The following is a 26,938-nucleotide window of genomic DNA, read 5'->3' as shown; positions in this document are numbered from 1 at the left end:
CGTCCTGCAGCAAACGTCTGCCGGGACCTGCCGGTTCAACTCCGATCCCATTGAATCAGAATGTTACCGCCGCCGCACGATACTGCGGCGCTCCGCGCAGGGCAAAGGCCAAAACGCAGCCGAGCCGCACCCGCCGCCGGTCAATTGACCCGCGGCGGGTGCGGCAGACGGGAAGCGGGGCTCAGAACTCCGCGTTGAGGCCGATGAAGAAGGTTCGCCCGGCCACGTCATAGACACCGGGATAGGTGTTGCCATTGCCGAAGCTGTACAGCAGGCCTTGCGCGATCGCCGGCGGGTCCTTGTCGAGCAGGTTGTTCACGCCCGCGCGGAAGGTAACGTTCTCGACCTTCGCAGTGAGGGCCAGGTCGAAATAGCTGTACGCCGGCAGGCTGGCGTTGAGCGTGTAGGCCGGGCCGGTGAGGAACGGATCGTCGGTGTTGTTGGTCAGCTTGGTCGGCCCGATATAGCGCCAGTTGAGCGAGACCGAGGCAATGTCGGTGGTGTCGGACCAGCTGATGCGTGCCTGGTGACGCCATTCGGGGCTCGGCTGGCCGCAGGTCGGGCCGAACAGGCCGACGCAATCATAGCTGCCCAGACCCGGCAGCGGCTCGGTGCGCAGCTCCTTGAGCCAGGTGCCGATGAACGACAGGCTGAACCCGCCGACGCCGGTATCGACGGCGTAGTTCGCGCCGATGTCGACGCCCGAGGTCTTGAGCGATCCGGTGTTCTGCGTGGTCGAGATGACATAGCCCTGTTCGCCGAACAGCACGCCGTTGCGCGGGTCGCGGTGGAAGAGCGAGCAGAAGAACGGGTCGCCGGTCTCGATGCACTGGCTGATCGTCAGCGATGCCGGGATCGACGAGATATAATCGCGCACCTTGATGTCGAAATAGTCGATCGAAAGCGAAAAACGCTTGAGGAAGCCAGGCGCGAGCACCACGCCCGCGGTGTACGTGTCAGCCTGTTCAGGACGAAGCGCCGGATTGCCCCCGCCCTGCGCCACACACACTTCACTCGGGCATTCGATGATGTTGCCATATTGCGCCGCGCTCACGCCGGTCGCCGCGCATTGCGCCGCAGTGGCAGTCGGCGAAGCGCCCGAGCACGGATCCTGCGCGGAGATGTTGCCCAGCCCCTGCGCCGCGAACAGCTCCGAGATGTTCGGTGCGCGGATCGCGCGATTGTATCCGGCGCGGAAGCGGATGTCGCGGATCGGCGCCCAGGCGATCTCGCCCTTGTAGGTCGATATGCCTTCGTCGCGGGTGCTGTACTTCGAATAGCGATAGCCGCCGGTCAGCGTCAGCTCTTGGGCGAAGGGACGGTTCTCGAACACCGGCACGCGCATTTCGGTGAAGAATTCGGTGACGTCGAACTTGCCGCGGCTCTCCAGCGTACCCTTTTGCTGCGCGAGCGCGTCGGCGTGGAAGACCAGGCTCTCGCGGCGATGCTCGACGCCGAACACCGCACCGATGCCCTGGTCGGCCCAGGGGCTCTGCACGCCATAGCTGGTCAGGTCGGCAGTGATCGTGCCGCTGAGCACGGTCTCCTTGTCCATCCCGCGGGTGAAGGTCGGCGAGTAGATATAGTCGAGCGACTCCGAGGAAAGCCCGGCGTACTGGAAGACGTTGAGCGGCACGCAATTCGCGTCGGTGCCGTCGATCACCGACTTGCAGGTCGGCACGCCGCCGACATTGACCACCTGGAGCCCGCGATTGGCGCGGACCGGATCGATGTCGTTCTGGTAATTCTCGTTGAACAGCACGCGTGAGAACAGGCCGTTCACGTCATAGCTGATGCCTTGCGCGATCTCGCCGCGCACGCCGCCGGTGACGCGGAAGTCGGTGTGGCGCAGATCGTCGCGGCGCGGCCGGGCCGGCGCCGCCACCGGGCGGTAGCCGATGAACAGGTCCTGCGAGGCCGCGGTGCCGTATGCCCCGCCGCACAGCAACTGGCCCTGCTGCGCGCTGAGCAGCGGATTGTCGCAATTGACCCTGAAGGTCGAGCCCTGGAACAATGCCGACGGGGCGACCTGCGAATTGGTGCGGTCGTCCATGAACATGAAGCTGGCGTAGAATTCGGCGGCGGGATCGGCCTCGAACCGGGCGAAAGCGCCGGCGGTGTAGCGCTTGTCGTTACGCTGGAAATAGACGAGCGGCGCGTAATTATAGCGGAAGCTGCTGTTGTACGGCACCCAGGTCTTGGCGCCGTCGCGGGTGTTGTTGAAGGCGGTTCCGGCGTTGGGGCCGGTCAGCGGCTGAAACAGGCCGAACTCGTTGTTCGACGATCCGCCGCAGGTGAAGGCCGTGTTGTTGTTGGTCGGATCGAGCGCGCAGGCCGATACGTCGCGATCGGCCTGGCTGATCGGCTGGACCTCGCGATAGCCGAAATAGGCCATGATGTTGCCGCGCCCGTCGGCGAAATTCTTGCCGACCGCGATGTTCGCATCGAAGCGCTGGCCGTCGATCGGCGACGACAACGCGTTCTGATAGCCGCTGGCACTGATCAGCGCGCGGCGGGCCTGATCGTCATTATGGTGGTTCGAGAAGCCGTACTGGACGTCCGCCAGCACGCCATCCAGATCCTTGCGCAGCACGAAGTTGATCACGCCGGAGATCGCGTCCGAGCCATAGACCGCCGAAGCGCCGCCGGTCATCACATCGACGCGATCGACCAGGAAAGAGGGCAGGAAGTTCACGTCGGTGGCCTGGATCGGCAACAGGCGCTGCCCGTTGACGAGGACCAGGTTCCGGTTGCTGCCGAGATTGCGCAGATTGACTCGCGCGGTGCCGTCCGAGCCGTTCGACACGTTCTCGTTCGCGTCCGCAGTGACCTGCGGCAGCCGGTTGAGCACATTCTCGATATTCGTCGCGCCCTGCAGGCGGATTTCGCCCGAGTCGATCGTGGTCACCGGGCTGGTGCTGATCAGGCCGGGCTGCTGGATCCGGGTGCCGGTAACGGTGATTTCGGACTGACTTTCCTGAGAAGAGAGGTCGTCTTCAGGCACTGTCGTCTGGGCAGACGCCGATGACGCGCAAGCGACCAACGCTGCCGCCAAGGCGGTTCCGACGAGCAATCCACGATGATTTCGCATGTCTCCGTCCCCTCTTGATATATTTCATATCGTGTACGGTATACAATATCAGCCGCTGTATGGTTTGCAACGGGATTGTAACGAAGCGGAAACAGTTCATCGCCAGGCGGCCACGCTCTGGCGATGCGCGACGTCCGCCCTCTAACGGAGTAGGGGCCACCCGCCCTCGGGCGCTTCAGGCGTGCTTCCTGGGGTGAGTCGTCCGATCATCCGCCTGCTTGCAGGCCGATCGACCCTTCATGCCTGCACGACCATTTCAGTCTCTTGACAGCCGAAATCTCGGTCATATGGTATACATTATATAGTATAGCCGATAACGGCAGAGGGGGAGACACGATAATGAATACTCGGGTTGGCATTGATTTTCGAAGCGTCGCACGGACCTTGGCACTAGCGACGGTGTCGGCAGGCGCATTGGTTGCCTCACAGGCAATGGCACAGGACACGTCGTCCGATACGCCGCAAGAACAGACCGGCACGGTGGCCGAGTCGGTGCAAGAAACGCCTACCGACATCCTGGTAGTCGGCATCCGCGGCAGCATCGACGCCGCGGCGGACATGAAACGCGACGCCAAGCAGATCGTCGACTCGGTCGTCTCCGAAGACGTCGGCAAGCTCCCCGACAACAACGTCCCCGAGGCGCTGTCCCGCGTCACCGGCGTTCAGATCGACCGCGCTCGTGGTCAGGGCCAGAGCGTCACGATCCGCGGCCTCAGCGAGATCCAGACCACGATCAACGGCAACCAGACCAATCTGGGTGAAGGCCGTTCGATGAACCTCGCCGACATCCCGGCCGAACTGCTCAAGTCGGTCGACGTCTACAAGACGCGCAGCGCCGATCAGGTCGAAGGCGGCATCGCGGGTACGGTGAACATCCAGCTTCGCCGTCCGCTTGACCTGAAAAAGGGTCTCACGCTCGCCGGCAGCGTCCGCGGCGTCTATGACGACATCGCCGAGAAGGTCAGCCCCTACGCCAGCATCCTGGTGGGCAGCCGGTTCGAAACCGGGATCGGCGAGATGGGCTTCCTGGTCAACGCATCGTGGACCAAGACCAATTATCTCGAGACCTATATCGAGAGTGAATCGCCCTCGGTTCCCTGTTGCGGAGGCGATGCGAATTCGCCCCTGGCTTCGCTGCCGGCGAACCTGCGGGACGTCGTGATCCCCTATCGCGCTTATTACGGCACCGAGAGCGGCTATAGCGAGCGCCCCTCGATCAACATTGTCGGCCAGTGGCGCGCCAGCGACAATCTCGATTTCGTCCTCGAGGGCGGATATCTCGGCTCTCGCGAGCGGCGCTCGATCGACCGCATGTACGTCCAGGCTCGCGAATATGGATCGACGCTGAGCAACGTCGTCGTCGGCGACGACGGCCGCACCATCAAATCGCTGACCGAGAACAATCCCAACGGCGTGCCGGCGGGCTTCGAGAGCATGCTGAATGCGTTCGACAACGATCTCTACACCAGCAACTTCGAGGCGCACTGGCGCAGCGAGCGGGCGCAGATCAATGCCAGCGTCCAGTATAACTGGTCGGACGCCAACGATTACAACGTCCAGCAGATCCTGCGCCTGCGCAACCAGACCTCGGTAAACGTCGACTTCGACTCGGATGACTATCCCCGCGGCGTTCCCCGGATCGACTTCGGGGCGACTGATCTCAATAACATCGCCAATTACGGCGTCGATCGCTTCCAGGATCGCGTAGGCAAGTCGCACAACAAGGAACTGGCCGGTCAGGTCGATCTGACCCTCAAGCTCAGCGACGCTTCGTTCCTGCGCTCGCTGCAGGTCGGCACGCGCTTCAACAAGCGCGATACCAGCCGCTATTACGGCTATCGCGACGGCTTCCCGCGCATCGGTGGCCAGATGGCGCCGCTGTCGAGCTTCCCGGGCGCTGATCAGGCGTCGCAAATCTCGGCGACGATCGGCGATGGCGGCGCGTCGTGGTTCCGGGTTCCCGGCACGGTGCTGCTCGATAACATCGACGCGATCCGCTCTTACATCCAGACCAACGATCCGGGTAATGCAGCACGCTTCGCCAGCGAATTGCCGCTCGGCGACCTTGGCCAGACCTGGGATTCGGTCGAGAACGTGTTCGCGACCTATGCGCAGGTCAATTACGCGTTCGACCTGGGCTTCCCTGTCGATGGCCTGGTCGGGGTGCGCTACAGCAACACGTGGGGCGAGATCGAAAGCTACGATTATCGGCCGGGCAACGCCGCCAACGGCAACCAGGACATCATCCAGCGTTCCTATGGCCGCGGCAATTATGTCGACGTGCTGCCGACCGCCACGGCGATCCTGCACTTCACGCCCAAGGTCCAGCTGCGGCTTTCGTACAGCACCAACGTGCAACGCCCGAGCTTCTACGATACGCGCCCGTTCGCCTTCGTCGAGACACGTGCCAACCCCGTCATAGTCTTCGCGGGCAACCCCGATCTGAAGGCGCAGGACGAACAGAGCTTCAACGCCAGCCTCGAGCATTATTTCGGGCGCGGCGGGCTCATCACGCTTGCGGGCTATTACAAGAAGGTCACCGGTTTCCTCTATTACAGCCGGGAGGAAGAGAGCCTGGCGCCCTATGGCCAGCCCGGCGTCGGCTTTGTCGAGCAGCTCCGCAACGCCGGCGACGGCACGTTCGCGGGCGTCGAGTTCGCGGCGCAGAGCTTCTTCGACTTCCTGCCCGGCTTCTGGCACAATTTCGGTGCCAGCGTGAACGCCAGCTATGTCGGCAAGGCGCGCGTCGAATATCCCTATCCGGAGGATTTCCCCGGCGCGTTCGACTCGCCCAACACCTCCAAATGGACCGCCAATGCGGCGCTCTATTACGACACGCCGACCTTCAGCGCGCGCGTCGCCTACAACTATCGCTCCAGCTATCGCATGGGCGTCTGGCAGGAGACGCCGGAATATTCGCCCTATCAGGACGCCACCCAGCGCCTCGACGCGGCGATCAACGTGACACCCTACAAGTTCCTGACGCTGTCGCTGGAAGGCGGCAACCTGCTCGGCAGCGACGTGTACCGCTATCACGGCCAGGGGGAACTCCTGCCGCTCGGCGTGCGCACGCTGGGCCGCACGGTGCAGGCAAGCGCCCGCTTCCGTTTCTAAGAGGCAAGAGCCACCCCGCTCTTAACTTCGGCGGGTCGCGGCATGTGCCGCGGCCCGCTTTTTCTTTGCAGAAAGGATCGATGGCGATGCGAATGCATGCGATCGCGCTGGCAGCACTGGCAGGCACCGTGTTGACGGCAGCGCCCGCCCAGGCGCGCGAAGTGACGGTGAAGGTTTCCGCCCGTGCAATGCCGTGGAGCCCCGCGGTCAACCGCAAGCTGCCGTTCGGGCGGCAGGACGGCGCGGCGCCGGCGATGGTGTTCGCGGGCAAGCTGTTCGAAGGCGTGCCGGTCAAATTCTCCGCGACCGGCACTACCAGCACCGCAGCCGGCGGCGAGCGCTTCGGCCCCGCTGGGCAGGCAGGCTTCGTCACCGACGCGACGCGCGGCAATTCGGGCAGCTGGTTCCCGAGCTATCATGCCGATCGCGCAGGCTATCCGGCGCATCTCAACCAGCTGATCGGCGCATTCGTCGATGCCGATGGCAAGGTCGTCGGCAAGCCGTTCCTGATCGGCGCGCGCGGCGAGGCCGTTCCGCCCGCCGGCGCAGTCGCGATCACGCTGGGGATCAACGACGACATCTATGCCGACAATGAAGGGGAGATCGTCGTGACGATCGACCTGCCCTCTCCACAGGTGACCATCCAATGAGCAGCATCAAGATCCGCTGGGCGTCGCTTCTCGGCCTGATGCTGCTGGCGCCGGCGCCGGCATCTGCCGAGGAACGACGAGTGACCGTAGACGCCAAGGCCGGCCCTTGGCTCAACGGCCCCAACAAGAAGATGCGCTATGGCCTGGGCGACGAGGCGCCGCCGATGACGATCACCGGCTTCATCAACGACGCCGACGCAAAGATCGAAATCTATCCCGTCGAGGGCGCGACGACGATGGTAGAGGGAAAGCCGGTCGGGCCCGAGGGGATCGACGGCACCGCCGTCAACGACGCGCCGGGGCCCAAGAAGAAATATTACCCCAGCCTCTACGCGCCCAAGATCCTCTATCCGACCAACGCGCACGCATTGATCGGCGCGTTCGTGGACGCAAACGGTGTCCTGATCGGCCGCCCCTTTGCGATCGGCAAGGGCGTCCGAGTGACCATCCCGGATCAGGCCGCGGCGCTGACGCTGGGGTTCAACGACGTGAAATTCGCCGGTAACAGTGGCGCACTGCCGGTCGTCGTCGTCCTGCCCGACTGATGCCGAAGGGGGCGTCCGCAGACGCCCCCTGCCCTCACTTGCCCTTGACGCGCAGCATGACCGCGCCGTGCGACGGCACGTCGAAGCTCAGCGCATCGGCGGCTACCGGTGCCTCGCGCCACAGGTCTCGCGCGTCGGTGATCGTGGCGAAGCCGGCATCCGCGGGGCGTGCGTCGATCTTCGCAGCAGTGTCGCCGCGATTGAACAGCGCCAGCGCAACGGCGCCGTCGCCAAGCGGCTTGGACCATATTTCGAGCGTGCCTTCCTTGCGCACCGCGGTGCCGTGGACACCCTTCTCGTCCTGGTCGACGGCGATGACTTCGCGGTTCTCGAGCAGCGCCAGCATCGCGGGCGGCGTCTGGCGCAAATCATGGCCCATCAGCAGCGGCGCAGCCGAGATCGCCCAGAGCGTCATGTGCGTGGTGTATTCGTCCAGCGACATGCCGCCATTGCCCACTTCGAGCATGTCGGGATCGTTGAAGCCATTCGGCCCGGCATAGGCCGCGTTGCCGTTCTTGTCGAAACCGATCCGCGCCATCGTCGGGTAATCGTCGGTGATGTCGCCGGTGGTGCGCCACAGATGGCCGCCGACCTGACGGCCCCAGGCGCCGACATCAAACCGGCCATATTCGCACAGCGAGTAGACGATCGGCCGCCCCGTCGCCTTGAGCGCAGCGCCCATCTCGGCATAGCTGCGCTTCACGGTGTCCGCATCGGCGTAGAAATACTCGCCCGAGCAGAGATCATATTTCAGATAGTCGATGCCCCAGTCGGCAAAGGTCTGCGCGTCCTGCTGGACATGGCCATAGCTTCCCTCGAACCCGGCGCAGGTGCGCGGGCCCTGCGAGCTGTAGATGCCGAGCTTGAGCCCCTTCGAATGGACATAGTCGGCCAGCGCCTTCATGTCCGGGAAGTTGGCGTTGGGGCGGATGCGGCCGTCGGGACCGCGCGTCCCCTGCCAGCCGTCGTCGATGTTGACATAGACATAGCCGGCGTCACGCAGCCCGGTGGAGACCATCGCATCGGCCATCGCGCGGATCGTCTTGTCGTCGATATTGGCAGCGAACTTGTTCCAGCTGCTCCAGCCCATCGGCGGCTTGGGCGCGAGCGGCGCCTGCTCGACCACGGCCCAGCCGGGAAGCGTCTGGAAGCGGAAGGCGCGCGCCTCGGCATCGCGGACCGTGCCGCGGCGGCCGCCGGCGTCGATCTTCGATTCCCAGAGCTGCCCGGCGAGCTGCACGCCCTTGGCGGTCCGTTTGACGGTCCAGGTCCGGGTCGGATGCTCGCGATCGTTGAGGTTGCGCACGTCGAAGGTGAGCACGCCATTGTCGAGCCGCGCATTCTGCATCGTCACCGGGCCGTACCACTGCGTCGTCACCGCGCCGGTGATGCGCGTCCCGTCGCTGGCGACCTGCAGCATGGTAACGCCGGGATTGGGCCCGGCATCGTCGAACAGCCAGACGCCGTCGAAGCGCGTCTGGGCGAGTGCCGCCCCGGCCGGAGTCAGCGATGTGGCGAGGGCAAGCGCAGTCAGCAGGTGGCGCACGGGGCTACTCCTTGTCGGTAGGTCGGAAACGGGAACTCGAAACTCAGGTCAGGCGGGCAGCGCCTGCCGCTTCACTTCGCTGTGCCGCCAGCCATAGGCGAAGTAGACGGCCAGCCCGATCAGGTTCCAGACGATGAAGCGCAGGATCGTCGCAGTCGGCAGGCTGAACAGCAGATAGATGCAGCCCAGGATCGCCAGCGTCCCGACGACATAGGGCGCAGGGCAGCGGAACAGCCGCGGCGCATCGGGCGCACGCTTGCGCAGCACCATCAGGCAGGCGCCGACCGCCACGAAGGCGAGCAGGGTGCCGGCATTGGCGAGCTCGGCGATTTCGTCCAGGCGGAAGAAGCCGGCAACGGCGGCGATCACCACGCCCGTGATCAGCGTGATCCGCGTCGGCGCGCCGGTGCGGGGGGAGACCTTGGCGAGGCTGCGCGGCAGCAGCCCGTCGCGCGCCATCACGAAGAAGATGCGGCTCTGGCCGTACATCATGACGAGGATCACCGAAGGGAGCGCGATCACCGCGGCAAGGGCGATCAAATGCCCCGCGACCGGCTGGCCCAGCGAGCGCAGCACCAGCGCCAACGGCTCGGGCGAATTGCCAAGCTGCTGGTACGGCAGCGCGCCGACGGCGGCGACTGCGACGAGCATATAGATGATCGTGCAGACCAGCATCGATCCGACGATGCCGATGGTCAGGTCGCGGCCCGGGCGCTTGGCTTCCTCGGCGGAGGTGGCGACGGCGTCGAAACCGTAAAAGGCGAAGAACACGATCGCGGCAGCCGCCATTACCCCGCGCTTTTCGCCACCGACTTCGGTCGAGCCGAAGCCATAGGGCATGAACGGCTCGAGGTTGCTGCCGTCGAATGCGGGCAGCGCGAACGCGACGAAAACGCCCAATGCGACGAGCTTGATGATGACTAGGACGATGTTGAGCGTCGCGCTCTCGCGCGTTCCGGCGACGAGCATCCCCATCACACCCAGCGCGACGAACACCGCAGGCAGGTTGATGATGCCCCCGGCATGCGGTCCGGCAAGCAGTTCGGCAGGCAGATGTATCCCCGCGGCCTGCAACCACCCGACCAGATAGCCCGACCACCCCACCGCGACGGTCGAGCAGGCGAGCGAATATTCGAGCACCAGGCTCCAGCCGACCACCCAGGCGACCTTCTCACCCAATGCGGCGTAGCTGAAGGTATAGGCACTGCCGGCGGCGGGGATCATCGTCGCTAGCTCGGCATAGGCCAAAGCGGCGCACGCACAGACCGCGCCGGCAATCGCGAAAGCGAGGATCACCGCCGGGCCCGCGCGCTCGGCGCCTACCCCCGTCAGCGTGTAGATGCCGGTGCCGACGATCGCGCCGACGCCGAGCGCGATAAGGTGCGGCCAGCTCAGCGTCTTGGCGAGTGCATGGCCCTCCGCGTGCTTCGTTACTGAATCGAGCGACTTGCGCGGACCGAACATGCAGTTTTCCCCCAAAAACCAGACGACTTAGGTCGTCGAACCGAATTGCTGACGCAGATCGTCGAGCGTGCCTTGAAGATGCTGCGTGAGCAGCGCAGTCAGCTTGACGCCGTCGCGCGCCAGCCATGCGTCGATCAGGTCCTGATGCTCGGTATGGGCGCGGGACTCGCGTCCTGCCGGCTGCAGGTGGGCGACGACATAGCGCTCCGAAAGGATCGACAGCCGCTCGACCAGCTGGGTAGTCAGCAGCCGGCCGCCGGGACGCACCAGTGCGGTATGGAAATCACGATTGCGCACGGCGACTTCGGCCAGATTGCTCGCGGCCGCGCCGTCCAGCTTGTGGAATGCGTCGACTGCGATGGCATGATCGGCCTCGGTCGCGCGCTCGGCGGCATAGACCGCGGCCGGCGGCTCGATCGCGAGGCGGAGCACATAGATCTCGTCGACCTGCTGCGCGGACATCGGTTGGACGAAATAGCCGCGATTGGCGTGGCTGGTCAGCAGCCCCTCCTGCTCCAACCGGGCGAGCGCCTCGCGCAACGGAATCTTGCTCACGCCAAGCTCGGTGGCCAGCGCATCCTGGCGGATCGGCAAGTTGTTGGGCAATTGCCCTGTAACGATCTGCTCACGCACGATCTCGAAGACACGTTCGGCCAGCGTACGTACGACGATGCTCATGATCGCCTCTCCTTGCAATGGGACCGCCAGTGTTCGGATGAACGGCGCGGAATCGGAAGCATTACTTGACCTGAAACCCTTCCCAGAATGGATCGGCGCGATCAATCCAGATCGTGTTGAAGCCGGTTGCGATTGCGGACCCCTCCACCGAAGGGATGATTGCCGGGTGATCGCCAAGGCGCGTCTCGGCTTCGACCCGGCCGATGAAGCGGCTGCCGATATAGCTTTCGTGGACGAAGCGGTCGCCCACCGCCAGCCTTCCCTGCGCGGCGAGATGCGCGAGCCGCGCCGAAGTGCCCGTGCCGCACGGGCTGCGATCGATCGCCTTGTCGCCATAGAACACCGCGTTGCGACCGTCGGCACCGTCCCCGCGCGGCTTGTCCGCCCACAATATGTGGCTGACGCCGCGAATGGTGGAATCGAGCGGATGCACCGGCTCGAACTTTTCGCGCACGGCTTCGCGGATACGCAGGCTCAGATCGATCAGCCGCGACGCGCCGAGATCGTCGAGCCCGGTATAGGCGCCCTGCGGCTCGATGATCGCATAATAGTTGCCGCCATAGGCGACGTCGATCGACAGCGGGCCGATACCCTCGACATCGACCTGGATGCCTCTGGCAGCAACATAGGCCGGCACGTTGGTAATGCGCACCGCGGTGACCTTGTCGCCCTCTTGCGTGTAGGCGATGTCGATCACCCCCGCGGGCACTTCGATCCGCAGCTTGCCGGGCTCGGCGGGCTGGATCAGCCCATGTTCGAGCCCGAAGGTGACCATCCCGATCGTGCCGTGGCCGCACATCGGCAGGCAGCCCGAAGTCTCGATGAACAGGATCCCGACGTCGACATCGGGCTGCGTCGGCGGATAAAGGAACCCGCCCGACATCATGTCGTGCCCGCGCGGCTCGAAGCACAGGCCGGTGCGGATCCAGTCGAAGCGCGCGAAGAAGTCCTGCCGCCTTTCCGACATCGACGCGCCCTTGAGCAACGGCGCCCCGCCGGCGACGAGCCGGACCGGATTGCCGGCCGTGTGGCCGTCGATGCAGAAAAAGGTGTGCCGCATTGCTGCGATCAGGCCGCCTGGGCGACGGTCAGCGTCGGCCGCGTCGCCGCCGCCTTCTCGACCATGGCGATCACTTCGGCACGGCGTGCGCCTTCCAGCGGATAGCGCGGCGGAAGCACGCGCTCGGACCCGCGGCCCATCACCTGCTCGGCGAGCTTGATCGACTGGACCAGGTCATGCTCGGCGTCGAGATGGAGCAGCGGCATGAACCAGCGATAGATTTCGAGTGCCTTGGCATGATCGCCACGCTCGAATGCCGCGACGAGTTCGACCGATTCCTTGGGGAACGCATTGGTAAGCCCCGAGACCCAGCCCTGCGCGCCTAGGAACAGGCCCTCCAGCGCGACATCGTCGAGGCCGGCGAACAGCACATAGCGGTCGCCGAACGAATTGCGCAGATCGGTGAAGCGGCGCGTATCGGGCGCCGATTCCTTGACTGCAACGATGTTGCTCACCGGGCGCAGCGCTTCGAGCACGTCGTTATCGATCACGCTGCGATAAGCCGGCGGATTGTTGTAGAGCATGATCGGCAAGCCGGTCTTCTCGGCAACGCCCTTGAAATGCGCGACCATCTCGTGCGGCTTGGGCACATAGACCATCGGGGGGAGCAGCATCAGGCCGTCGGCGCCGGCCTTCTCCGCTGCCTGGGCATAGCGCGCCGCGCGGCGCGTGTCATATTCGGAGACGCCGGTGATCACAGGAACCCGGCCATCGACCACTTCGACGATCGCGGAGAGCACGCTGACCTTCTCATCGAAATCCAGCGAGTTGTTCTCGCCCACCGTCCCCAGCGCGATCACGCCGGTAACGCCGTCACGGATCAAATCATCTACTACCCGCTGCGTGTCGGCCAGGTCGATCGACAGATCCCCCCTCAGCTGAGTCGTCACTGCGGGAAAAACGCCCTTCCAACCGATCGTCATTTGATACCCCGTTCTTGAAGTCGAATAACGTATACGATATGGTTTTTTGCGTTGCAATAGAGGAGTGGCGGTGAAGCAAATTACTATCATCGGCGGTGGCGTGATAGGTCTCAGCTCCGCCTCCGCGCTGTTGAGCGACGGCCATATGGTAACCGTGATCGAGGCGTCGTCGAACCGCGATGCAGCATCCTGGGGAAATGCCGGGCATATTGCTACCGAACAGGTCGCGCCGTTGGCATCGATGGCGAGCCTGCGATCGGCCTGGGGGCGGCGTTTTGCCGCGGGCGGCGCGCTCGACCTGCCGATGCACGGAGCCACCGCCTGGCTGCCTTTTGCGATGCGCTTCCTGGGTGCTGCGCGCGGTGATCGTTTCCGTGCCGGCAGCGATGCGCTGCGTGCGCTTCTGGCGGACTCGCTTCCTGCCTGGCAACGCGCGCCCTGGGCACCGGAACTGGTCAAGACCGACGGCCATTTCGTCGTGTGGGGAAATGCCGGCAAGGCCGCAGCCGGCAAGGCGGCATGGGCTGCCGCCGATATCGGCACCGCCAGCATCGGCGACGCCTCGCCACAGGACATCGCGCATATCCAGGCGGTGTCACGCGCACCGATCGCGGGAGCAATGCGCTTCGCCGGCACTGGCCAGGTCGCCGATCTTGGGCTGCTCGCCGACGCGCTGGAGCGTGATGTTATCCGCCGCGGCGGGAAGATCCTGCGCGAAACCGGCACGCTCAACGTCGAACATGGCTGGGCGCATGTCCCCGGCCACGACGCCGATCTCGTGCTCGTCGCCGCGGGCGTCGGCAGCAAGCCGCTGGTCGAGCGCGCCGGCCACCACGCGCCGATCATCGCCGAGCGCGGCTATCATATCCGTGCCGCCGCGGACTATTGGCCGGCCGACTTGCCGCCGATCGTGTTCGAGGACCGATCGATGATCGTCACCCGCTATGCCAACACCGTTCAGGCCGCGAGCTTCGTCGAGCTTGCCCGCCCGGATGCCCCGCCCGACCCGCGCAAATGGGAGCGGCTGGAGCGGCATGTCGCGCAATTGGGCCTAGCGATGCACCCGCCGTTCCGGCGCTGGATGGGCGCCCGCCCCACTCTGCCCGATTACCTGCCGGCAATCGGCCGTTCGCGCCGCGCGTCGAACCTTCTCTATGCCTTCGGGCACCAGCATCTGGGCCTCACGCTTGCGCCGATCACTGCCGAACTGGTGGCGGCGATGGCGGACGAGGGCACTCCAATCATCGATCTCACGCCGTTCGACCTTGAACGATTCGGCGGAAAAGGAGGACGCGCATGACTATCGGCGGCTCGACCATCGCAGCGGAACTGGCTGCACTGGAAAAATGGCCTTCGCCCGTACCCCCGATCGGCATTGACGAACGCAATGCCCGGCTGGAGCGCGCCCGCGCGCGGCTGGCCGCGATCGGTGCCGACGCGCTGCTGGTCAATGCCGGGCCGAGCCTGCGCTATTTCACCGGCGTTTCGTGGTCGCCGACCGAGCGGCTGGTGGCGATGCTGCTTCCAGTCAGCGGCAAGCCGTGGATCGTCTGCCCCGCGTTCGAGCGCGGCTCGCTGGAGGCCGAGCTGGCAATCGATGCCGAGCTGTTGCTGTGGGAGGAGGATGAAAGTCCGCTCGCGCTGATCGCCGACGTGCTCGCGCCCAACGCCGTGCTTGCGCTAGATCCGCTGCTGCCCTTCCTCTGGTCCGAGCCGCTGCGCGCGTCCTTCCGCCCGGTCTCCGGCGCGCCGGTGATCGACGGGCTGCGCATGGTCAAATCCGCGACAGAACTCGCGCTGATGCAGCAGGCCAAGGCGATGACGCTCGAAGTCCATCGCCGCGCCGCGCGCATCCTCGAACCCGGCATCCGCGCGAGTGCGGTCAAGCGCTTCATCGACGACGCGCACCGGGCGCTGGGCGCCGCGGGCTCGAGCTTCTGCGCCGTGCAGTTCGGCACCGCCACGGCCTATCCGCATGGGCTGCCGGGCGACCAGGCGCTGGAGGAGAACCAGCTGGTGCTGATCGACACGGGCTGTCTGGTCGACGGCTATCACTCGGACATCACCCGCACCTATGCGTTCGGCAACGTCGATCACGAAGTCCGCGCGACCTGGGATCTGGAGAAGGAGGCGCAGGCCGCCGCCTTCGCGGCCGTCGTGCCCGGCGCACCGTGCGAGAGCGTCGATGCCGCCGCGCGCCGCGTGCTCGAACGCGCGGGCCTTGGTCCCGATTATCGCCTCCCCGGCCTGCCCCACCGCACCGGGCATGGTATCGGGCTGGCGATCCACGAGCCCGCCTATCTGGTCCGCGGCGACCGCACCCCGCTGGCGCCCGGCATGTGCTTCTCGAACGAGCCGATGATCGTCGTGCCCGAGCGCTACGGTATCCGGCTGGAAGACCATATGTACGTGACGGATACCGGCGCGGCGTGGTTTACCGAGCCGCAGCATTCGATCGACCGGCCCTTCGCATGAGGCGTGCGCTTCCCCTGTTGCTCGGTGCCGCGGCGCTTGCGTCGTGCGCCGGCAAACCCGCGCCGATCGGCACGCCGCCCGCGGCGCTCAGGCTCGATCCCTTCTACGCCAAGTCGATAGATGCGAACGGCATCCCGGTCTCCGCCTCGCAGGCGGTTCCCGACGAAGCGCTGCAGATTGCGCGGCGGATGATGGTCGCGATGCTCGCGCGCCGTCCCGACATCGCCCGCGAGCTGGTCCGCGCGGGGCAGCGGGTGATGATCATGGGCGTCGACGAACTGACCACCGACGTGCCCGAGCAGCGCGACTGGAAGAAGCCGGCGCTCGACGATCCACGGCTCACCCGCTGCGAGCGCAAGCATTATGACGAACGGATCGGCCGACTCACCGACCGCGAATATTGGGGCAAGCGCGCCCGCGGCATGGGCGGGCTGCTGACCAGCGCCGCGACCGAGAATCTCCTCGGCGTGCCCGGCACCAAATATTATGGCGAGACGATCCTCGTCCACGAATTCTCGCACGCGATCCTCTATGCGGTGCAGGCGGTGGACCCCGCCCTCCATGCCCGCGTCGAAGCCGCTTATGCCGCGGCCAAGGACAAGGGGCTGTGGACCGGTGAATATGGCGCGACCACGGTCCAGGAATATTGGGCCGAGGGCACGCAGTTCTGGTTCAATTCGAACAAGCTCGCAGTGGTGGACGGGGTGCGGATCCTGTCCGACGCCGATCTGGCGCGGCACGATCCGGCGCTCGCCGCGCTGCTCCACGCAGTCTATGGCGAGCGGCATCGACTGCCGGGCGATCCCTTCTACAAGCACCCGGCGCGCGTGCCGCCCGGGCCGGTGCCGACGAGCACTGCCGAATTGTGTTGAGTCCTGCTGGATTCCCCTCCCTGCAAGCAGGGAGGGGCGTTCATCAGGCACAGCCCGCCACAGCCACGCTCGGCGCGGCCGTCGGCACCCTGGCCTCGGGCGCCAGCACTTCCCATTCCTGCACGCCCACGCCCGCATGCGGACCGTTGCCAGAAGCATCGAACACCGCGCGCAGGCACCGTGTCGTCACCGGCGCGAAGCGGACCTCCTGGAACGCGCCCGGCGTCGTGCCATAGCCGCTCGCGCTCGCCACCGGCTTCCACCCGCCATCCCAATATTCGAGGTGCCACGCCGCGGGCGGGGCGACGCCGATCCCCGAACCCGCCGGCTGGTCGGCGAAGAACTGGATCCGCGATCCGTCGATCGTCACCGGCTTGCGCCAGCGATATTCGACCCAGGGCTGCTTGGGATTGTTGCCGTTCCATGTGCCCCACATCTCGGGCGGCAGCGGATTGGCGCGCACCTTGCCGTCGTTGAGCGCGGCGATCCAATATTGCACCGGCACGACGTTGGACGAGACTGCCGAAGCCGCGCCGGCGATGTTGCGCGTCGGCGCGGGCGCTGGCTGGGGCGCGCGCGTCGGCACCACCGGGCGGATGCGCGCGGGCGAGACGCTGTCGTCCCATTCGATCTGGTCGATCGCGACGCTGCGACGGAAATGCCCGCCGCCCACTGCGTCGGCGGTGTGATAGGCCATGTACCAGCGGCCCTTGAACTCGACGACACCGGCATGCGACGTGGTCGAGGAGACCGGCTTGAGCGCGACGCCGCGATAGGTCCACGGGCCGAACGGAGAAGTCGCGGTGCCGTACGCCTGGCAGGCATGGTAGACGGCCGGGGTACAGTCGCTGTCGGGGCCCGCCTTGTTGCCGGCGTAGAGCATGTAATAGGTGCCCTTGCGCTTCAGGATCCAGGGCGCCTCGAAGAAACCGGTCAGCCCTTCGAACTTGCGCTCGGGCCCCTTGGGCGTGACCATGTCGCGCTCGAGCTCCATGCCGAGCATCCGCCCGAACGTGCCCCAATAGAGATACACCCGGCCATCGTCGTCGAGCAGCACGGTGGGATCGATATTCTGGATGTCGTTGGCGACCGGCACCTTCTGCGAGACGATCGGCCCCGAAGGATGCGCGTCCTTCCACGGCCCGGTCGGGCGATCCGCCACCGCCACGCCGATCGCGAACCGGTCTTTGGCGTCGCTGTTCTTCTCGAGCACCGGCGCATAGAAATAGAAGCGGCCATCCGCCCCCTTCACGATCTGCCCGGCATAGGCGCGTGCGGGCTCGGCCCAGGCGAAGACGTTCTCGGGGCGGATGAAGCCGGGCGTGTGCTGCCATTTGCGCGACGCGGGATCCTTGGTCGCGAGCAGCTGCCATTCGGGCATGATGAAGTCGTTGACCTCGGGCTCCGCCTCGTCGCGTCCGGTCAAGATGTAGAGCGTGTCGCCATCGACCAGCGGCGCCGGATCGGTGGTGTAATAGCGACCGTCGGCGAGGATCGGGTTGCCCTTCGACGTGATCGTCTCGGGCGCGGTCTGGGCGCAGGCAGCCGCGGGCATCGCCAGCAACGCGGCGAGGGCAGGCAATCGGGTCATGTCATTCCTCGTCGGGGTAAGGGCCCTTGCCGCCATCGGCGATGAGCTGGTCGATGCGGCGGTCGATCTCGGGGATGGGCACCGATCCAAGCGCGAGCACCGCGTCGTGAAAGGCGCGGATGTCGAACTTCGCACCGAGTGCCTTTTCGGCGCGCGCACGGGCGTTCAGGATCGCCAGCTCGCCGGTGTAATAGCTGAGCGCCTGACCCGGCCAGGCGATGTAGCGATCGACTTCGGTCTCGATCTCGTGCCTGGCGAGCGCAGTGTTGTCGATCAGGTATTGCTGCGCCTGCTCGCGCGTCCAGCCCTGGGTATGGATGCCGGTATCGACCACCAGCCGCGCGGCGCGCCACATCTGGTAGCTGAGCATGCCGAACACTTCATAGGGCGTCTGGTACATCCCCATCTCTTCGCCCAGCGCCTCGCAGTACAGCGCCCAACCCTCGCCATAGACCGACAGATAGGTGTCGCGGCGGAACGCCGGCAGGTCCTTGTTCTCGGCGGCGAGCGGCATCTGGAAGGCGTGGCCCGGCGCGCTCTCGTGCAGCGTCAGCGCCGGCAGCGAATAGAGCGGCCGCGCGGGCAGATTATAGGTGTTGATCAGGTACACGCCCGGTCCGCCGCGCCCGCCGGTGTAGAAGGGCGCGATGTCGTCGGGCACTGGAATGATCGCGAAGCGGCTGCGCGGCAGCCGGCCGAAATATTTGGACGCCTTGCCGTCGAAGGTCTTGGCGATCCAGGCGCCCCGGTCGAGCAAGGCCTGCGGGGTCTTGGCGTAGAATTGCGGATCGGTGCGCAGGAAGGTCAGGAAGGCGGCAAGGTCGCCCTTGAAGCCGACCTGCTGCATCACGTCGTGCATCCGCGCGCGGATCTTGGCGACTTCGGCAAGACCGACCGCGTGAACCTGCTCGGGCGTCTGATCGAGCGTGGTATATTCGGCGACCTTGGACCGGTAATAGGCTCGCCCGTCGGGCAGGTCGTTTGCCGCCAGCGCCGTACGTGCGCCGGGTATATATTCGTCGCGCAGGAAACGCTGCAGCTTGGCGTGTGCAGGAACCACTGCCTCGCGGATCGCCGCTTCGCCCTCGGCACGCAGCTTTGCCTGGGTCTCCACCGGCATGCCTGCTGGGAATTTGCCGAAGGGTGCGAAGAAGGGGGAATCCGCCGGAGTCTTCGCCTCGGCCACCTTGGCGACGCCGGCATCGCGGCCCTGAAGCGTGATCCGCGACGGGGTGAAACCGCGCGCCAGCCCCGCGCGCATGTTCACGATCTGCTGGTCGAAATAGCGCGGGATATCACGCAGCGTCGCGATGTAGCGGCGATAGTCTTCCTCGCGCGCGAAATCACCGCGCGCGGATTCGGCCAGATCGCCCCAGAAGCTCGTGTCCGAATTAAGCGGCTTCTCATACTCACGATATTTCTGCTCGTTCAGCAGCGCTTCGATCTGGCCCTTGTAGACCGCGTAGTTGACGCGCTCGGCCGGCGAAAGGTTGGCGGGATCGAGCTTGCTCAGCGCCGCTAGCGTCGCGGTCCAGCGCGCCAGCCGCGCGGCCTGCGCGGCGGGGCCGACATCGGGCAGGCCGCCCTGCTTCTGGTCCTTCGGGCTGTCCTCATTGGGCGCCTGCTGGCGCTGCCGCCACGCATATTCCTCGGTGTAGAGCTTGCGGAACTGCGCGTCGGACCCGGCTACCGGCGTGCCCGCCTCCGCCGCCGCGCTAAGCGTCGCCACCCCGGCGAGCAACATCGCCGCCTTGCGCCATGCCCGCATCTTCAAACTCCGATTGCCATGATGTCGGCATATAGCGCCGCGGGGATCGTCACGCCCTGCGCCAGGCTGCGCGCCCGGGCGGCATAGCGCCGCTGCGACGGCAGTCTTGCGCCCTGCCCCTCGATCGTCTCGAACAACGTCTCGGCTCGCAGCAGATGCGCCTGCACCGCATCGCCGAGGAACCCTGCCGGATCGATAGCGACGATCAGTTCGCCGCCGATCGGCGACCCGCCGCGCCCGCCATCGGCCGCAATCGATTCCGCGCTGGTCATGTCGGCGATCAGCGGCCCGGCGAGCAACTCGACCATCGCGGCGAGCGCCGAGCCCTTGTGCCCGCCAAAGGTCCGCATTGCGCCGTCAAGCGCTGCCTTGGCATCGGTGGTGCTGTCACCCTGCGCGTCATAGCCCCAGTCGTCGGGGATCGGCTTGCCCTCGCGCCGGTGCAGCTCGATTTCGCCCCGCGCGACTGCGCTGGTTGCGAAGTCGAACACGAACGGCTCGCGCCCCGGGCGCGGCCAACCGAACGCGATCGGATTGGTGCCGAAGACCGGCTTGGTGCCGCCCGCCGGCGCGACCCAGGCGTGGCTAGGCGTGAAAGCCAATGCGACAAGCCCCTGCTCCGCCAGCGCCTCGACCTCGGGCCACAGCGCGGCGAAATGAACGACGTTGTTGAGCGCCAGCGCGGCGATCCCGTTGGCACGCGCCTTAGCGACCAGAAGCGGCATGCCGCGCTCGAAGGCAAGCTGCGCAAAACCGCCGCCGCCGTCGACACGAACCAGTCCAGCCTTGGGTTCGGAAACCTTCGGCACTGCATCGGGCACGACTACCCCGGCCCGGATGCTGCGATCGGCAACCAGCAGCCGATAGATACCGTGACTGGCGCAACCGTCGCGCTCGCCGGAGACCATCGTCTCGGCCACCGCATCGGCATGATCGCCGCCCAGCCCCGCCGCGCGCAGCTTGGCGCGGGCGAGGTCGCGCAATTCGTCGAGCGTCAACACGACGCCGGCCACGGGCTCGCTCAAGTCGTCGCGCCCGGCTTTGCCGTGAACAGGCGCACGCCGAATACCGGACCCGCCGTGGTACGCTCATGCGGCACGATCCGAACGCGGACCTTCTGCTTGCCCTTGGTCAGTGCCTCGGGAACCGGATATTCGACGTCGAAGAACTTGCCCGGCTTGTCGTGCGCCAGCTTCTGCGTCGCGACCTTGGCGCCATCGATCAGGATGTCAAAGCTGCGCGGGCGCTCGTCGCCCCAATAGCTCGCCTGCAGCAGCAGCGGGCCCGGCTTCACCGCCATGTCGAACTCGATGAAGCCACCGGCGCGCGCATCGCGGCCCTGTCGCCCGCGATAGACCACGGGATAGCTGAGCTCGCTGGTCAAATTGTGATCGCGCTCGGGCTGCATCTCGCCCAGATGCATCACGTCGACCGAGCGCGCGGCGATGTCCTTCAGCCGCGCCTGCTCTGCGTTGTAGGCCGCTTCTTCGGTCTTCCACGCGGCTTCGCTGAAACGCTTGAAATAGACTGCGCTGCGACGGTTATACTGCCGATAGAAGGGGACGAAATCCAGGTCGGCCGGGCGCACCACACCCCGCGTGGCATACTGACCAGCCGCGGCGTTGGTCGCGCTGAAGCCGCCCAGCAGGTCGGCGCCGACCAGCGCGGGATCGGCCTGTTCCCACTTGGTCTCGCGCGGCCCCAGATCGGCGGCGAGCACCAACGGCCCGCGCAGCACTGCGATCGTATCGTCGTCGCCCGGCGTCGCTTCGATCCGCAAATCAAGCGGCAGCATGATTGCCACGCTGTCGCCGGCCTTCCAGCGGCGATCGACCACCGCATAGCCGCGCGCGAATACCGGCGTGACCGTTTCGCCGTTGACCGTGACGACGGCCTTGCCCTCGGCCCAGCCGGGCACGCGCAGCGCCACCGGGAACTTGCCCGCCTTCACCTTGGCGAAGGTCAGCTTCGATTCGGGCGTGTAGGGATAGCCGGTCTCGAGCGTCATCGTTGCGGCGCGCTTCTTCCAGGTCGCGTCGGCCGGGATGTAGAGGTTAACGGTCAGCCCGCCGGCATCGTCTTCCCAGAAGATCGACTCGCCATGCTTGGCATGGCTCTCCATGCCAGAGCCGACGCAGCACCAGAAGGCATCGTCGTCGGTGCTGGAAAAGCCGCGATCGGTGCCGCTCATCAGCGGCGTCATATAAGTGAAACCGCCGGTCGCCGGGTCCTGCGCCGACATCACATGGTTGAGGTGCGCGCGCTCGTAATAGTCGAACAGCGCGCCATCGGGCTCCCACGCCCAGAGCTGCCGCGTCAGCTTGAGCATATTGTAGGTGTTGCAATGCTCGCAGGTGACTTCGGTGATGTGCCGCGCGATCGTGTCGGGCTCGAAGAAATATTCGCGGTCGGCGTTGCCGCCGATCACATAGCTGTGGTGGTGGACGACGCGGTCCCAGAAGAAGGTCGGCGCGGTCTTGTCCGCCGGATCGCCGGCAAGGTCGTGCAGCCGGGCGAGGCCGATCAGCTTGGGCACCTGCGTATTGGCGTGGAAATTGGCGAGCTTGTCCTCGCGCGCCTTGAGCGGATCGAGCACGCGATTGTCGTAGAAGGTCCGCGCCATCTTGAGCCAGCGCTGGTTGCCGGTGCGCGCATAGAGTTCGGCGAAGCTCTCGTTGATCCCGCCATATTCGCAGGCGAGCACATTCTGCACCTGCTCGGGAGTCAGCGGGGCGAACACCTGCTCGAAATAGCCGGCCAAGCCAGTGGCGACGGTCAGCGCCTTGGGATTGCCCCAGGCGGCGTGGATGTCGAGCAGCCCGGCGAACAGCTTGTGCACTGTGTAGAACGGCGCCCAGGAGCCGTTGAGATCGAACCCGCCGGACTTGATCTCGCCCTTCCTGATCTCGGCAAAAATCTCCTCGCCATCGACCGTGGTGCCGTCCTTGCGCTTGCGCCCGAGCCCGCCGACATAGCCGGTGCCGCGCTTGGCCTGCGCCTCGACGAGTTGGTCGACGATATAGTCGGCGCGGGTGCGCATCTCGGCGTCGCCGGTCTGCTGCCAGGTCAGCACCAGCGCCGTCATGTAGTGGCCCAAAGTATGGCCGGCGATCGTGTCGCTCTCCCACCCGCCATAGATTTCTGCCTTGGGCTCGAGCCCGGCATATTTGCGGAAATTATGCAGCAGCCGGTCCGGGCTCAGCCGATGGAGATACTTGCGGTTGACCTCGACGGCGGTGGCATAGTCCGAAGGCCGCAGGCGGACCGACGCGAGCGGCAATGGCTTCAGCCCCTTGGCCACGACTGCCCCGGCGGCCGCGGCGCGCGCGATCCCCGCCTGTGCCGTCACCGCCAGCGCGGCGGCTCCGAACATCAACTCACGGCGGGAAGCGCGCATCGTCTGCATCTCGATCTCCTGAATACCGTATACGATTACTGTCGAGGAGTTGGAGCGTCAATCCTCGAATGAAGGATGCCGGCTTTGGGAATGCAGGTGCGGCGGCGCGGGTCAATCGTCGACGTCACCCGCGAACGGCTCGAGATGGTCGATCACGCAGACAGGCCCGGGAATATTGCTGTGCGGATTGAGCGCACGCACCTTGTCGCCTTCGCAATAGCCCGATCCGCTGGCTTCGATCGACACGGTCGAGAAGCGGTTGAGGCTTGGACAACGCCCCCCCTTGAACACTGCGATGTACGAGTATTTCGGATTGGGCTGGCCGCGGAAATAAAGGCGATTGTCGTCGCGGACGACCGGCGATGCCAATCCCGTCGCGGGCACGCATGGCTCGCGTTTCGCCGCTTTCTGCGGCGGCGCGGCGGACAGCAGCGGGAGTGCGAGCGGGAGCAGGAAGATAATGCGAGTCATAGCTGGCTTCCTTTCGTGGCGTCGTCGTCAAGCAGCGAAATCTCGGTGTCGGCAAGCGCAAGACGGACCAGCTCGGTCATTGCCGCACGCGCGCCCTCTATGTCGCTGGCCGCGATCGCATCGAGCAGGGCGCGATGCTCGGGGATCGGGTCCCGCGGCAACGCGCGCTTGCGCTGCTTGTAGATCGTCGTCCAGGCGATCGCCGCGAGGATCGAACTCGCCAGTGCGATCATCGCGTCGTTGTGCGTCGCTTCCATCATGATCATGTGGAAGCGCTGGTCGGCGAAGCGCCCCTTGTCGGTGGCGAGCCCGTGCAGCGCCATCATGTCGAGTGCCTCGCGCATCGCTGCCAGTTGCGCCTCGCTGCGCCGCTCGGCGGCGAACGCGGCGGCATTGGGCTCGACCACCATGCGAAGCTCGAACAGGTCGAACACGAATTTGAGGCTCGGCTTTGCTTCGAACTGCCAGGCGAGCAGATCGGGATCGAGCAGACTCCATTGCCGCCGCGACGCGACGCGCGTCCCCGCCTTGGGCCGGCTCTCGACCAGTCCCTTTGCGGCGAGCATCCGGAATGCCTCGCGCAACGCCGCGCGCGACATGCCGACCTGTTCGGCGTAATCGAGCTCGCTGGGGAATACATGGCCCTCGGGCAGTTCGCCCGACAGGATCATCACTGCAAGCTGCTGCGCGAACGAGCCCTGCAGCCGCTGCGCACTGACGCTCTGCAATAGCGCGCCTCTCCGGATATTGGTGCTGTAACCGCCCAAACGCATGCTCTCCTGCCTGAACGCTACCGGGTTCGAAGCGAAATGCAACGCCGTCATACCATATACCGTATAATTTCGGTTGAGCTGAGGGGTTCGCGTCGATATGCCGGGGCAAGGGAGGCATGCAATGCACAGTGATCGAGTTCGAGGGCGCCCGTATCTGGCAGTCGCGCTGCTGCCCGGAGCGCTGCTCTTGCTGGCCAATGCCGACCCGACGCCGACGCCGAGCATTGCCGACCCGACGCCGACGCCGAGCATTGCCGACCGCTATGCCCGCGCCGACCGCTATCTGCGCCCCGAACTCGACAAGCTGATCGTCAATGCCAGCCTCGGCGCGGTCTTCACGCGCGACGGCACCGGCATCCTCTATCGGCGGGGCAGCCTCGGCAAGCGCGACATCGTCTATTACGACCTGGCCAGCGGCCAGAACCGCACGATCGTCAACGAGGCTCAGCTGGCGGCGCTGATCAGCCGGATGGCCGGCAGGGAACTCGACGCGGCGACGCTGCGGCTGGAAGACCCCGATTATAGCGCCAGGGACAATGTACTGACCTTCACGCTCGACGAGCGGCGGCTGACGCTGGACGCCGCCGGCGTGCTGGCCGAAGCGAAAAAGGGAGATCCCGAAGGTGAAGGCGCGGTGTCGCCCGACGGGCGGTTCGAGATCGTCGCGCGCGACTTCAACCTGTTCGCACGCGATCGCAAGTCCGGCCGCGACGTGGCGCTCACCCGCGACGGCACCCGCGAGCAGCCCTATGGCCGCTCGATCCCGCAGCTCGCCGACATCCTCAAGGCGGGCACCGAAGAGCCCAAGATGCCGGTCTCGGTGCAATGGTCGCCCGACAGCCGCCAGATCCTGACGTGGCGGCTCGACACGCGCGGGGTCGAGAAGCTGTCGATCACGCAGGAAAATCCGCCGGGCAGCTTCTATCCGCGCAGCTTCCAATATGTGTACCCGCTCGCCGGCGCGGCGAAGCTGCCCCAGGCGACGCGCTTCACGGTCGATGTCGAGGATGCGCTCAAGCGCAAGCGCGCCACCCTCGTGCCGCTCGACATCCCTTCGGAATCGATCCTCTACCCCTCCCCACCCGACATGGGCTGGTCGGGCGGCAAGGTGCGCGTCCAGTGGACCGAGCGCGGCTACAAGCAGCTCGTCGTCTACGAAGCCGATCCGAAGACCGGCAAGGCGACGGTCACCGCGCGCGAAGCCGTGAAGCCGATCGTCACGGTGACCTCCAGCAATCTGCGTCCCGCGGCCGAGCTGGGGGGCGAGCTCGCAATCTCCGAGCGCTCGGGCTGGGCGCAGCTTTATCTCGTTCAGCCCGGCGCGCCGGATGGCGGCATCCCGCTTACCCGCGGTGACTGGGAAGTGCTCGACGTCGCGCATCTCGATGCGAAGGAGCGCACCCTGCTCGTCAGTGGCGTCGGTCGCGAGCGTGACCGCAATCCCTATTATCGCGCGCTCTATCGCGTGACGCTGGACGGCCAGCAGCCGCTACTGCTCACCCCCGAGCCGCTCGATCACGAGATCGAAGTGTCGTCCGACGGCAAATACGTCATCGATGCGATGTCGAGCCCGACCACGCCGACCCGCACGGTGGTGCGCGACGCCCGCGACGGCCGCATCCTCACAGAACTCGCCAAGGCCGATGGCAGTGCGCTGCTGGCCAGCGGATACACCCCGCCCGAGCCCTTCACCGGCTTCGCCGCCGACGGCAAGACCCCGCTCTACGGAATGATCTGGCGCCCGGCCAATTTCGATCCAATGGCGCGCTATCCGATCATCGACGCAGTCTATACCGGGCCGACCACCACCAATGTGCCGACCAGCTGGAACGGCGCAGTGACCGCGGGCGCAAACAGCGTCGCGCAATTGGGCGCGATCGTCGTCACCATCGACGGCACCGGCACGTCGCGCCGCGGCCAGGCCTTCCGCCTCCCCGCTTACCAGAATCTCGGCGAAGTCGGCCTGGACGATCATATCGCGATGATCCGCCAGATCGCCGCCAAATACCCGTACATCGATGCCACCCGCGTCGGGGTCTATGGCGGCTCGGCCGGCGGCTATGACGCCGCGCGCTTCGTGCTGCGCCGGCCCGAATTCTTCAAGGTCGCGGTCGCCTCGTCGGGCAATCACGATCTGCGGCTCGACAAAGCGTGGTGGCCCGAAGTCTCGATGGGCAATCCCGACGAAGCGGTGTGGGAGCGCAACTCCAACATGTCGGTCGCGAAGAACCTGCAGGGCAAGCTGCTGCTGATCCATGGCGACATCGACGATAATGTGCCGGTGACCGAGAGCATGCGCCTCGCCAACGCCCTGATCACCGCGGGCCGCGACGTCGACGTCGTGATCCTGCCCAACACCACCCACCGCGTCGCCCAGCCCTTCTTCTGGCGCAAGCTGCGCGACTATTTCACGCGTCATCTGCTCGACGAGAAACCGCCGGTGCTGCCGCTCCCCAAACCGGCCCCCGCGCCCGCCCCTGCAATGCCGGCGATCGGCGCAACCACGAAATGAGAGACATC

The 26,938-nt window shown here is 65.9% G+C and carries 19 protein-coding genes; 7 read left to right on the top strand and 12 right to left on the bottom strand.

Translation table 11 applies throughout. The features are described 5' to 3' along the window. Positions 1-181: 181 nt before the first annotated feature. Positions 182-3,004, bottom strand: a complete 2,823-nt coding sequence (locus BXU08_RS00245) for a TonB-dependent receptor domain-containing protein (RefSeq protein WP_253190455.1) — start codon at positions 3,002-3,004, stop codon at positions 182-184. A gap of 426 nt (positions 3,005-3,430) precedes the next feature. On the opposite strand from BXU08_RS00245, the gene BXU08_RS00240 reads away from it, so the two are divergent. From BXU08_RS00240 to BXU08_RS00230, 3 genes are all read left to right on the top strand, one after another. Beyond that, positions 3,431-6,205 (top strand): TonB-dependent receptor, encoded by a 2,775-nt coding sequence (locus BXU08_RS00240; RefSeq protein ID WP_077507434.1) that lies wholly within the window; start codon positions 3,431-3,433, stop codon positions 6,203-6,205. A gap of 80 nt (positions 6,206-6,285) precedes the next feature. Then, positions 6,286-6,855, top strand: a complete 570-nt coding sequence (locus BXU08_RS00235) for a hypothetical protein (RefSeq protein ID WP_077507431.1) — start codon at positions 6,286-6,288, stop codon at positions 6,853-6,855. Beyond that, entirely contained in the window at positions 6,852-7,400 is a 549-nt protein-coding gene (locus tag BXU08_RS00230) for a hypothetical protein (RefSeq protein WP_077507428.1), read from the top strand. Before BXU08_RS00235 ends, BXU08_RS00230 begins: the two co-directional genes overlap by 4 nt. A 34-nt stretch (positions 7,401-7,434) precedes the next feature. Here BXU08_RS00230 and BXU08_RS00225 read toward each other — a convergent pair whose 3' ends face one another. The 5 genes from BXU08_RS00225 to BXU08_RS00205 all read right to left on the bottom strand — a co-directional run bounded on the left by BXU08_RS00225 (position 7,435) and on the right by BXU08_RS00205 (position 13,071). After that, positions 7,435-8,946 (bottom strand): glycoside hydrolase family 27 protein, encoded by a 1,512-nt coding sequence (locus BXU08_RS00225; protein ID WP_077507426.1) that lies wholly within the window; start codon positions 8,944-8,946, stop codon positions 7,435-7,437. Between the two features lie 48 nt (positions 8,947-8,994). Further along, complete coding sequence (locus tag BXU08_RS00220) at positions 8,995-10,410, bottom strand: amino acid permease (RefSeq protein WP_077507423.1); 1,416 nt, start codon at positions 10,408-10,410, stop codon at positions 8,995-8,997. A 27-nt stretch (positions 10,411-10,437) separates the two neighbouring features. Beyond that, positions 10,438-11,088 (bottom strand): GntR family transcriptional regulator, encoded by a 651-nt coding sequence (locus BXU08_RS00215; protein ID WP_077507420.1) that lies wholly within the window; start codon positions 11,086-11,088, stop codon positions 10,438-10,440. Between the two features lie 61 nt (positions 11,089-11,149). After that, positions 11,150-12,148 carry a 4-hydroxyproline epimerase gene (locus BXU08_RS00210; protein ID WP_077507418.1) on the bottom strand — a complete coding sequence of 333 codons (999 nt, stop codon included), beginning with the start codon at positions 12,146-12,148 and terminating at the stop codon, positions 11,150-11,152. Between the two features lie 8 nt (positions 12,149-12,156). Further along, entirely contained in the window at positions 12,157-13,071 is a 915-nt protein-coding gene (locus tag BXU08_RS00205; RefSeq protein ID WP_077507415.1) for a dihydrodipicolinate synthase family protein, read from the bottom strand. A 70-nt stretch (positions 13,072-13,141) separates the two neighbouring features. On the opposite strand from BXU08_RS00205, the gene BXU08_RS00200 reads away from it, so the two are divergent. Genes BXU08_RS00200 through BXU08_RS00190 form a run of 3 tightly spaced genes read left to right on the top strand, consistent with a single transcriptional unit; the run spans position 13,142 to position 16,418 of the window. Beyond that, positions 13,142-14,371, top strand: a complete 1,230-nt coding sequence (locus tag BXU08_RS00200; RefSeq protein WP_150125355.1) for an FAD-binding oxidoreductase — start codon at positions 13,142-13,144, stop codon at positions 14,369-14,371. Continuing rightward, on the top strand, positions 14,368-15,546 hold the full coding sequence (locus tag BXU08_RS00195) for a Xaa-Pro peptidase family protein (protein ID WP_077507409.1): 1,179 nt from the start codon (positions 14,368-14,370) through the stop codon (positions 15,544-15,546). Before BXU08_RS00200 ends, BXU08_RS00195 begins: the two co-directional genes overlap by 4 nt. Continuing rightward, positions 15,543-16,418 (top strand): glycoside hydrolase, encoded by an 876-nt coding sequence (locus tag BXU08_RS00190; protein ID WP_253190454.1) that lies wholly within the window; start codon positions 15,543-15,545, stop codon positions 16,416-16,418. Before BXU08_RS00195 ends, BXU08_RS00190 begins: the two co-directional genes overlap by 4 nt. A 43-nt stretch (positions 16,419-16,461) precedes the next feature. Here the strand turns inward: BXU08_RS00190 and BXU08_RS00185 are convergent, their stop codons facing one another. The 6 genes from BXU08_RS00185 to BXU08_RS00160 all read right to left on the bottom strand — a co-directional run bounded on the left by BXU08_RS00185 (position 16,462) and on the right by BXU08_RS00160 (position 24,373). Further along, the gene (locus BXU08_RS00185; protein WP_077507406.1) at positions 16,462-18,009 is read right to left on the bottom strand and encodes a family 43 glycosylhydrolase; all 1,548 of its coding nucleotides are present in this window, start codon (positions 18,007-18,009) and stop codon (positions 16,462-16,464) included. A gap of 1 nt (position 18,010) precedes the next feature. After that, entirely contained in the window at positions 18,011-19,777 is a 1,767-nt protein-coding gene (locus BXU08_RS00180; protein WP_077507403.1) for a DUF885 family protein, read from the bottom strand. 2 nt (positions 19,778-19,779) lie between these two features. Then, entirely contained in the window at positions 19,780-20,802 is a 1,023-nt protein-coding gene (locus tag BXU08_RS00175; protein WP_253190453.1) for an Ldh family oxidoreductase, read from the bottom strand. Next, positions 20,799-23,183 (bottom strand): glycoside hydrolase family 127 protein, encoded by a 2,385-nt coding sequence (locus BXU08_RS00170; RefSeq protein WP_366926571.1) that lies wholly within the window; start codon positions 23,181-23,183, stop codon positions 20,799-20,801. The genes BXU08_RS00175 and BXU08_RS00170 overlap by 4 nt, the downstream gene beginning before the upstream one ends. 102 nt (positions 23,184-23,285) lie before the next feature. Then, positions 23,286-23,645, bottom strand: coding sequence for a hypothetical protein (locus tag BXU08_RS00165; RefSeq protein ID WP_077507397.1), 360 nt, complete (start codon positions 23,643-23,645; stop codon positions 23,286-23,288). Beyond that, on the bottom strand, positions 23,642-24,373 hold the full coding sequence (locus BXU08_RS00160; RefSeq protein WP_253190452.1) for a FadR/GntR family transcriptional regulator: 732 nt from the start codon (positions 24,371-24,373) through the stop codon (positions 23,642-23,644). The genes BXU08_RS00165 and BXU08_RS00160 overlap by 4 nt, the downstream gene beginning before the upstream one ends. Before the next feature lie 166 nt (positions 24,374-24,539). Here BXU08_RS00160 and BXU08_RS00155 point away from each other — a divergent pair, with 166 nt between their 5' ends. Next, the gene (locus BXU08_RS00155) at positions 24,540-26,930 is read left to right on the top strand and encodes a DPP IV N-terminal domain-containing protein (protein WP_077507391.1); all 2,391 of its coding nucleotides are present in this window, start codon (positions 24,540-24,542) and stop codon (positions 26,928-26,930) included. The last annotated feature ends 8 nt before the right edge of the window (positions 26,931-26,938 follow it).

The organism is Sphingomonas sp. LM7, assembly GCF_002002925.1.
Lineage (GTDB): Bacteria > Pseudomonadota > Alphaproteobacteria > Sphingomonadales > Sphingomonadaceae > Sphingomonas.
This window is presented reverse-complemented; position numbering and strand designations above follow the sequence as displayed.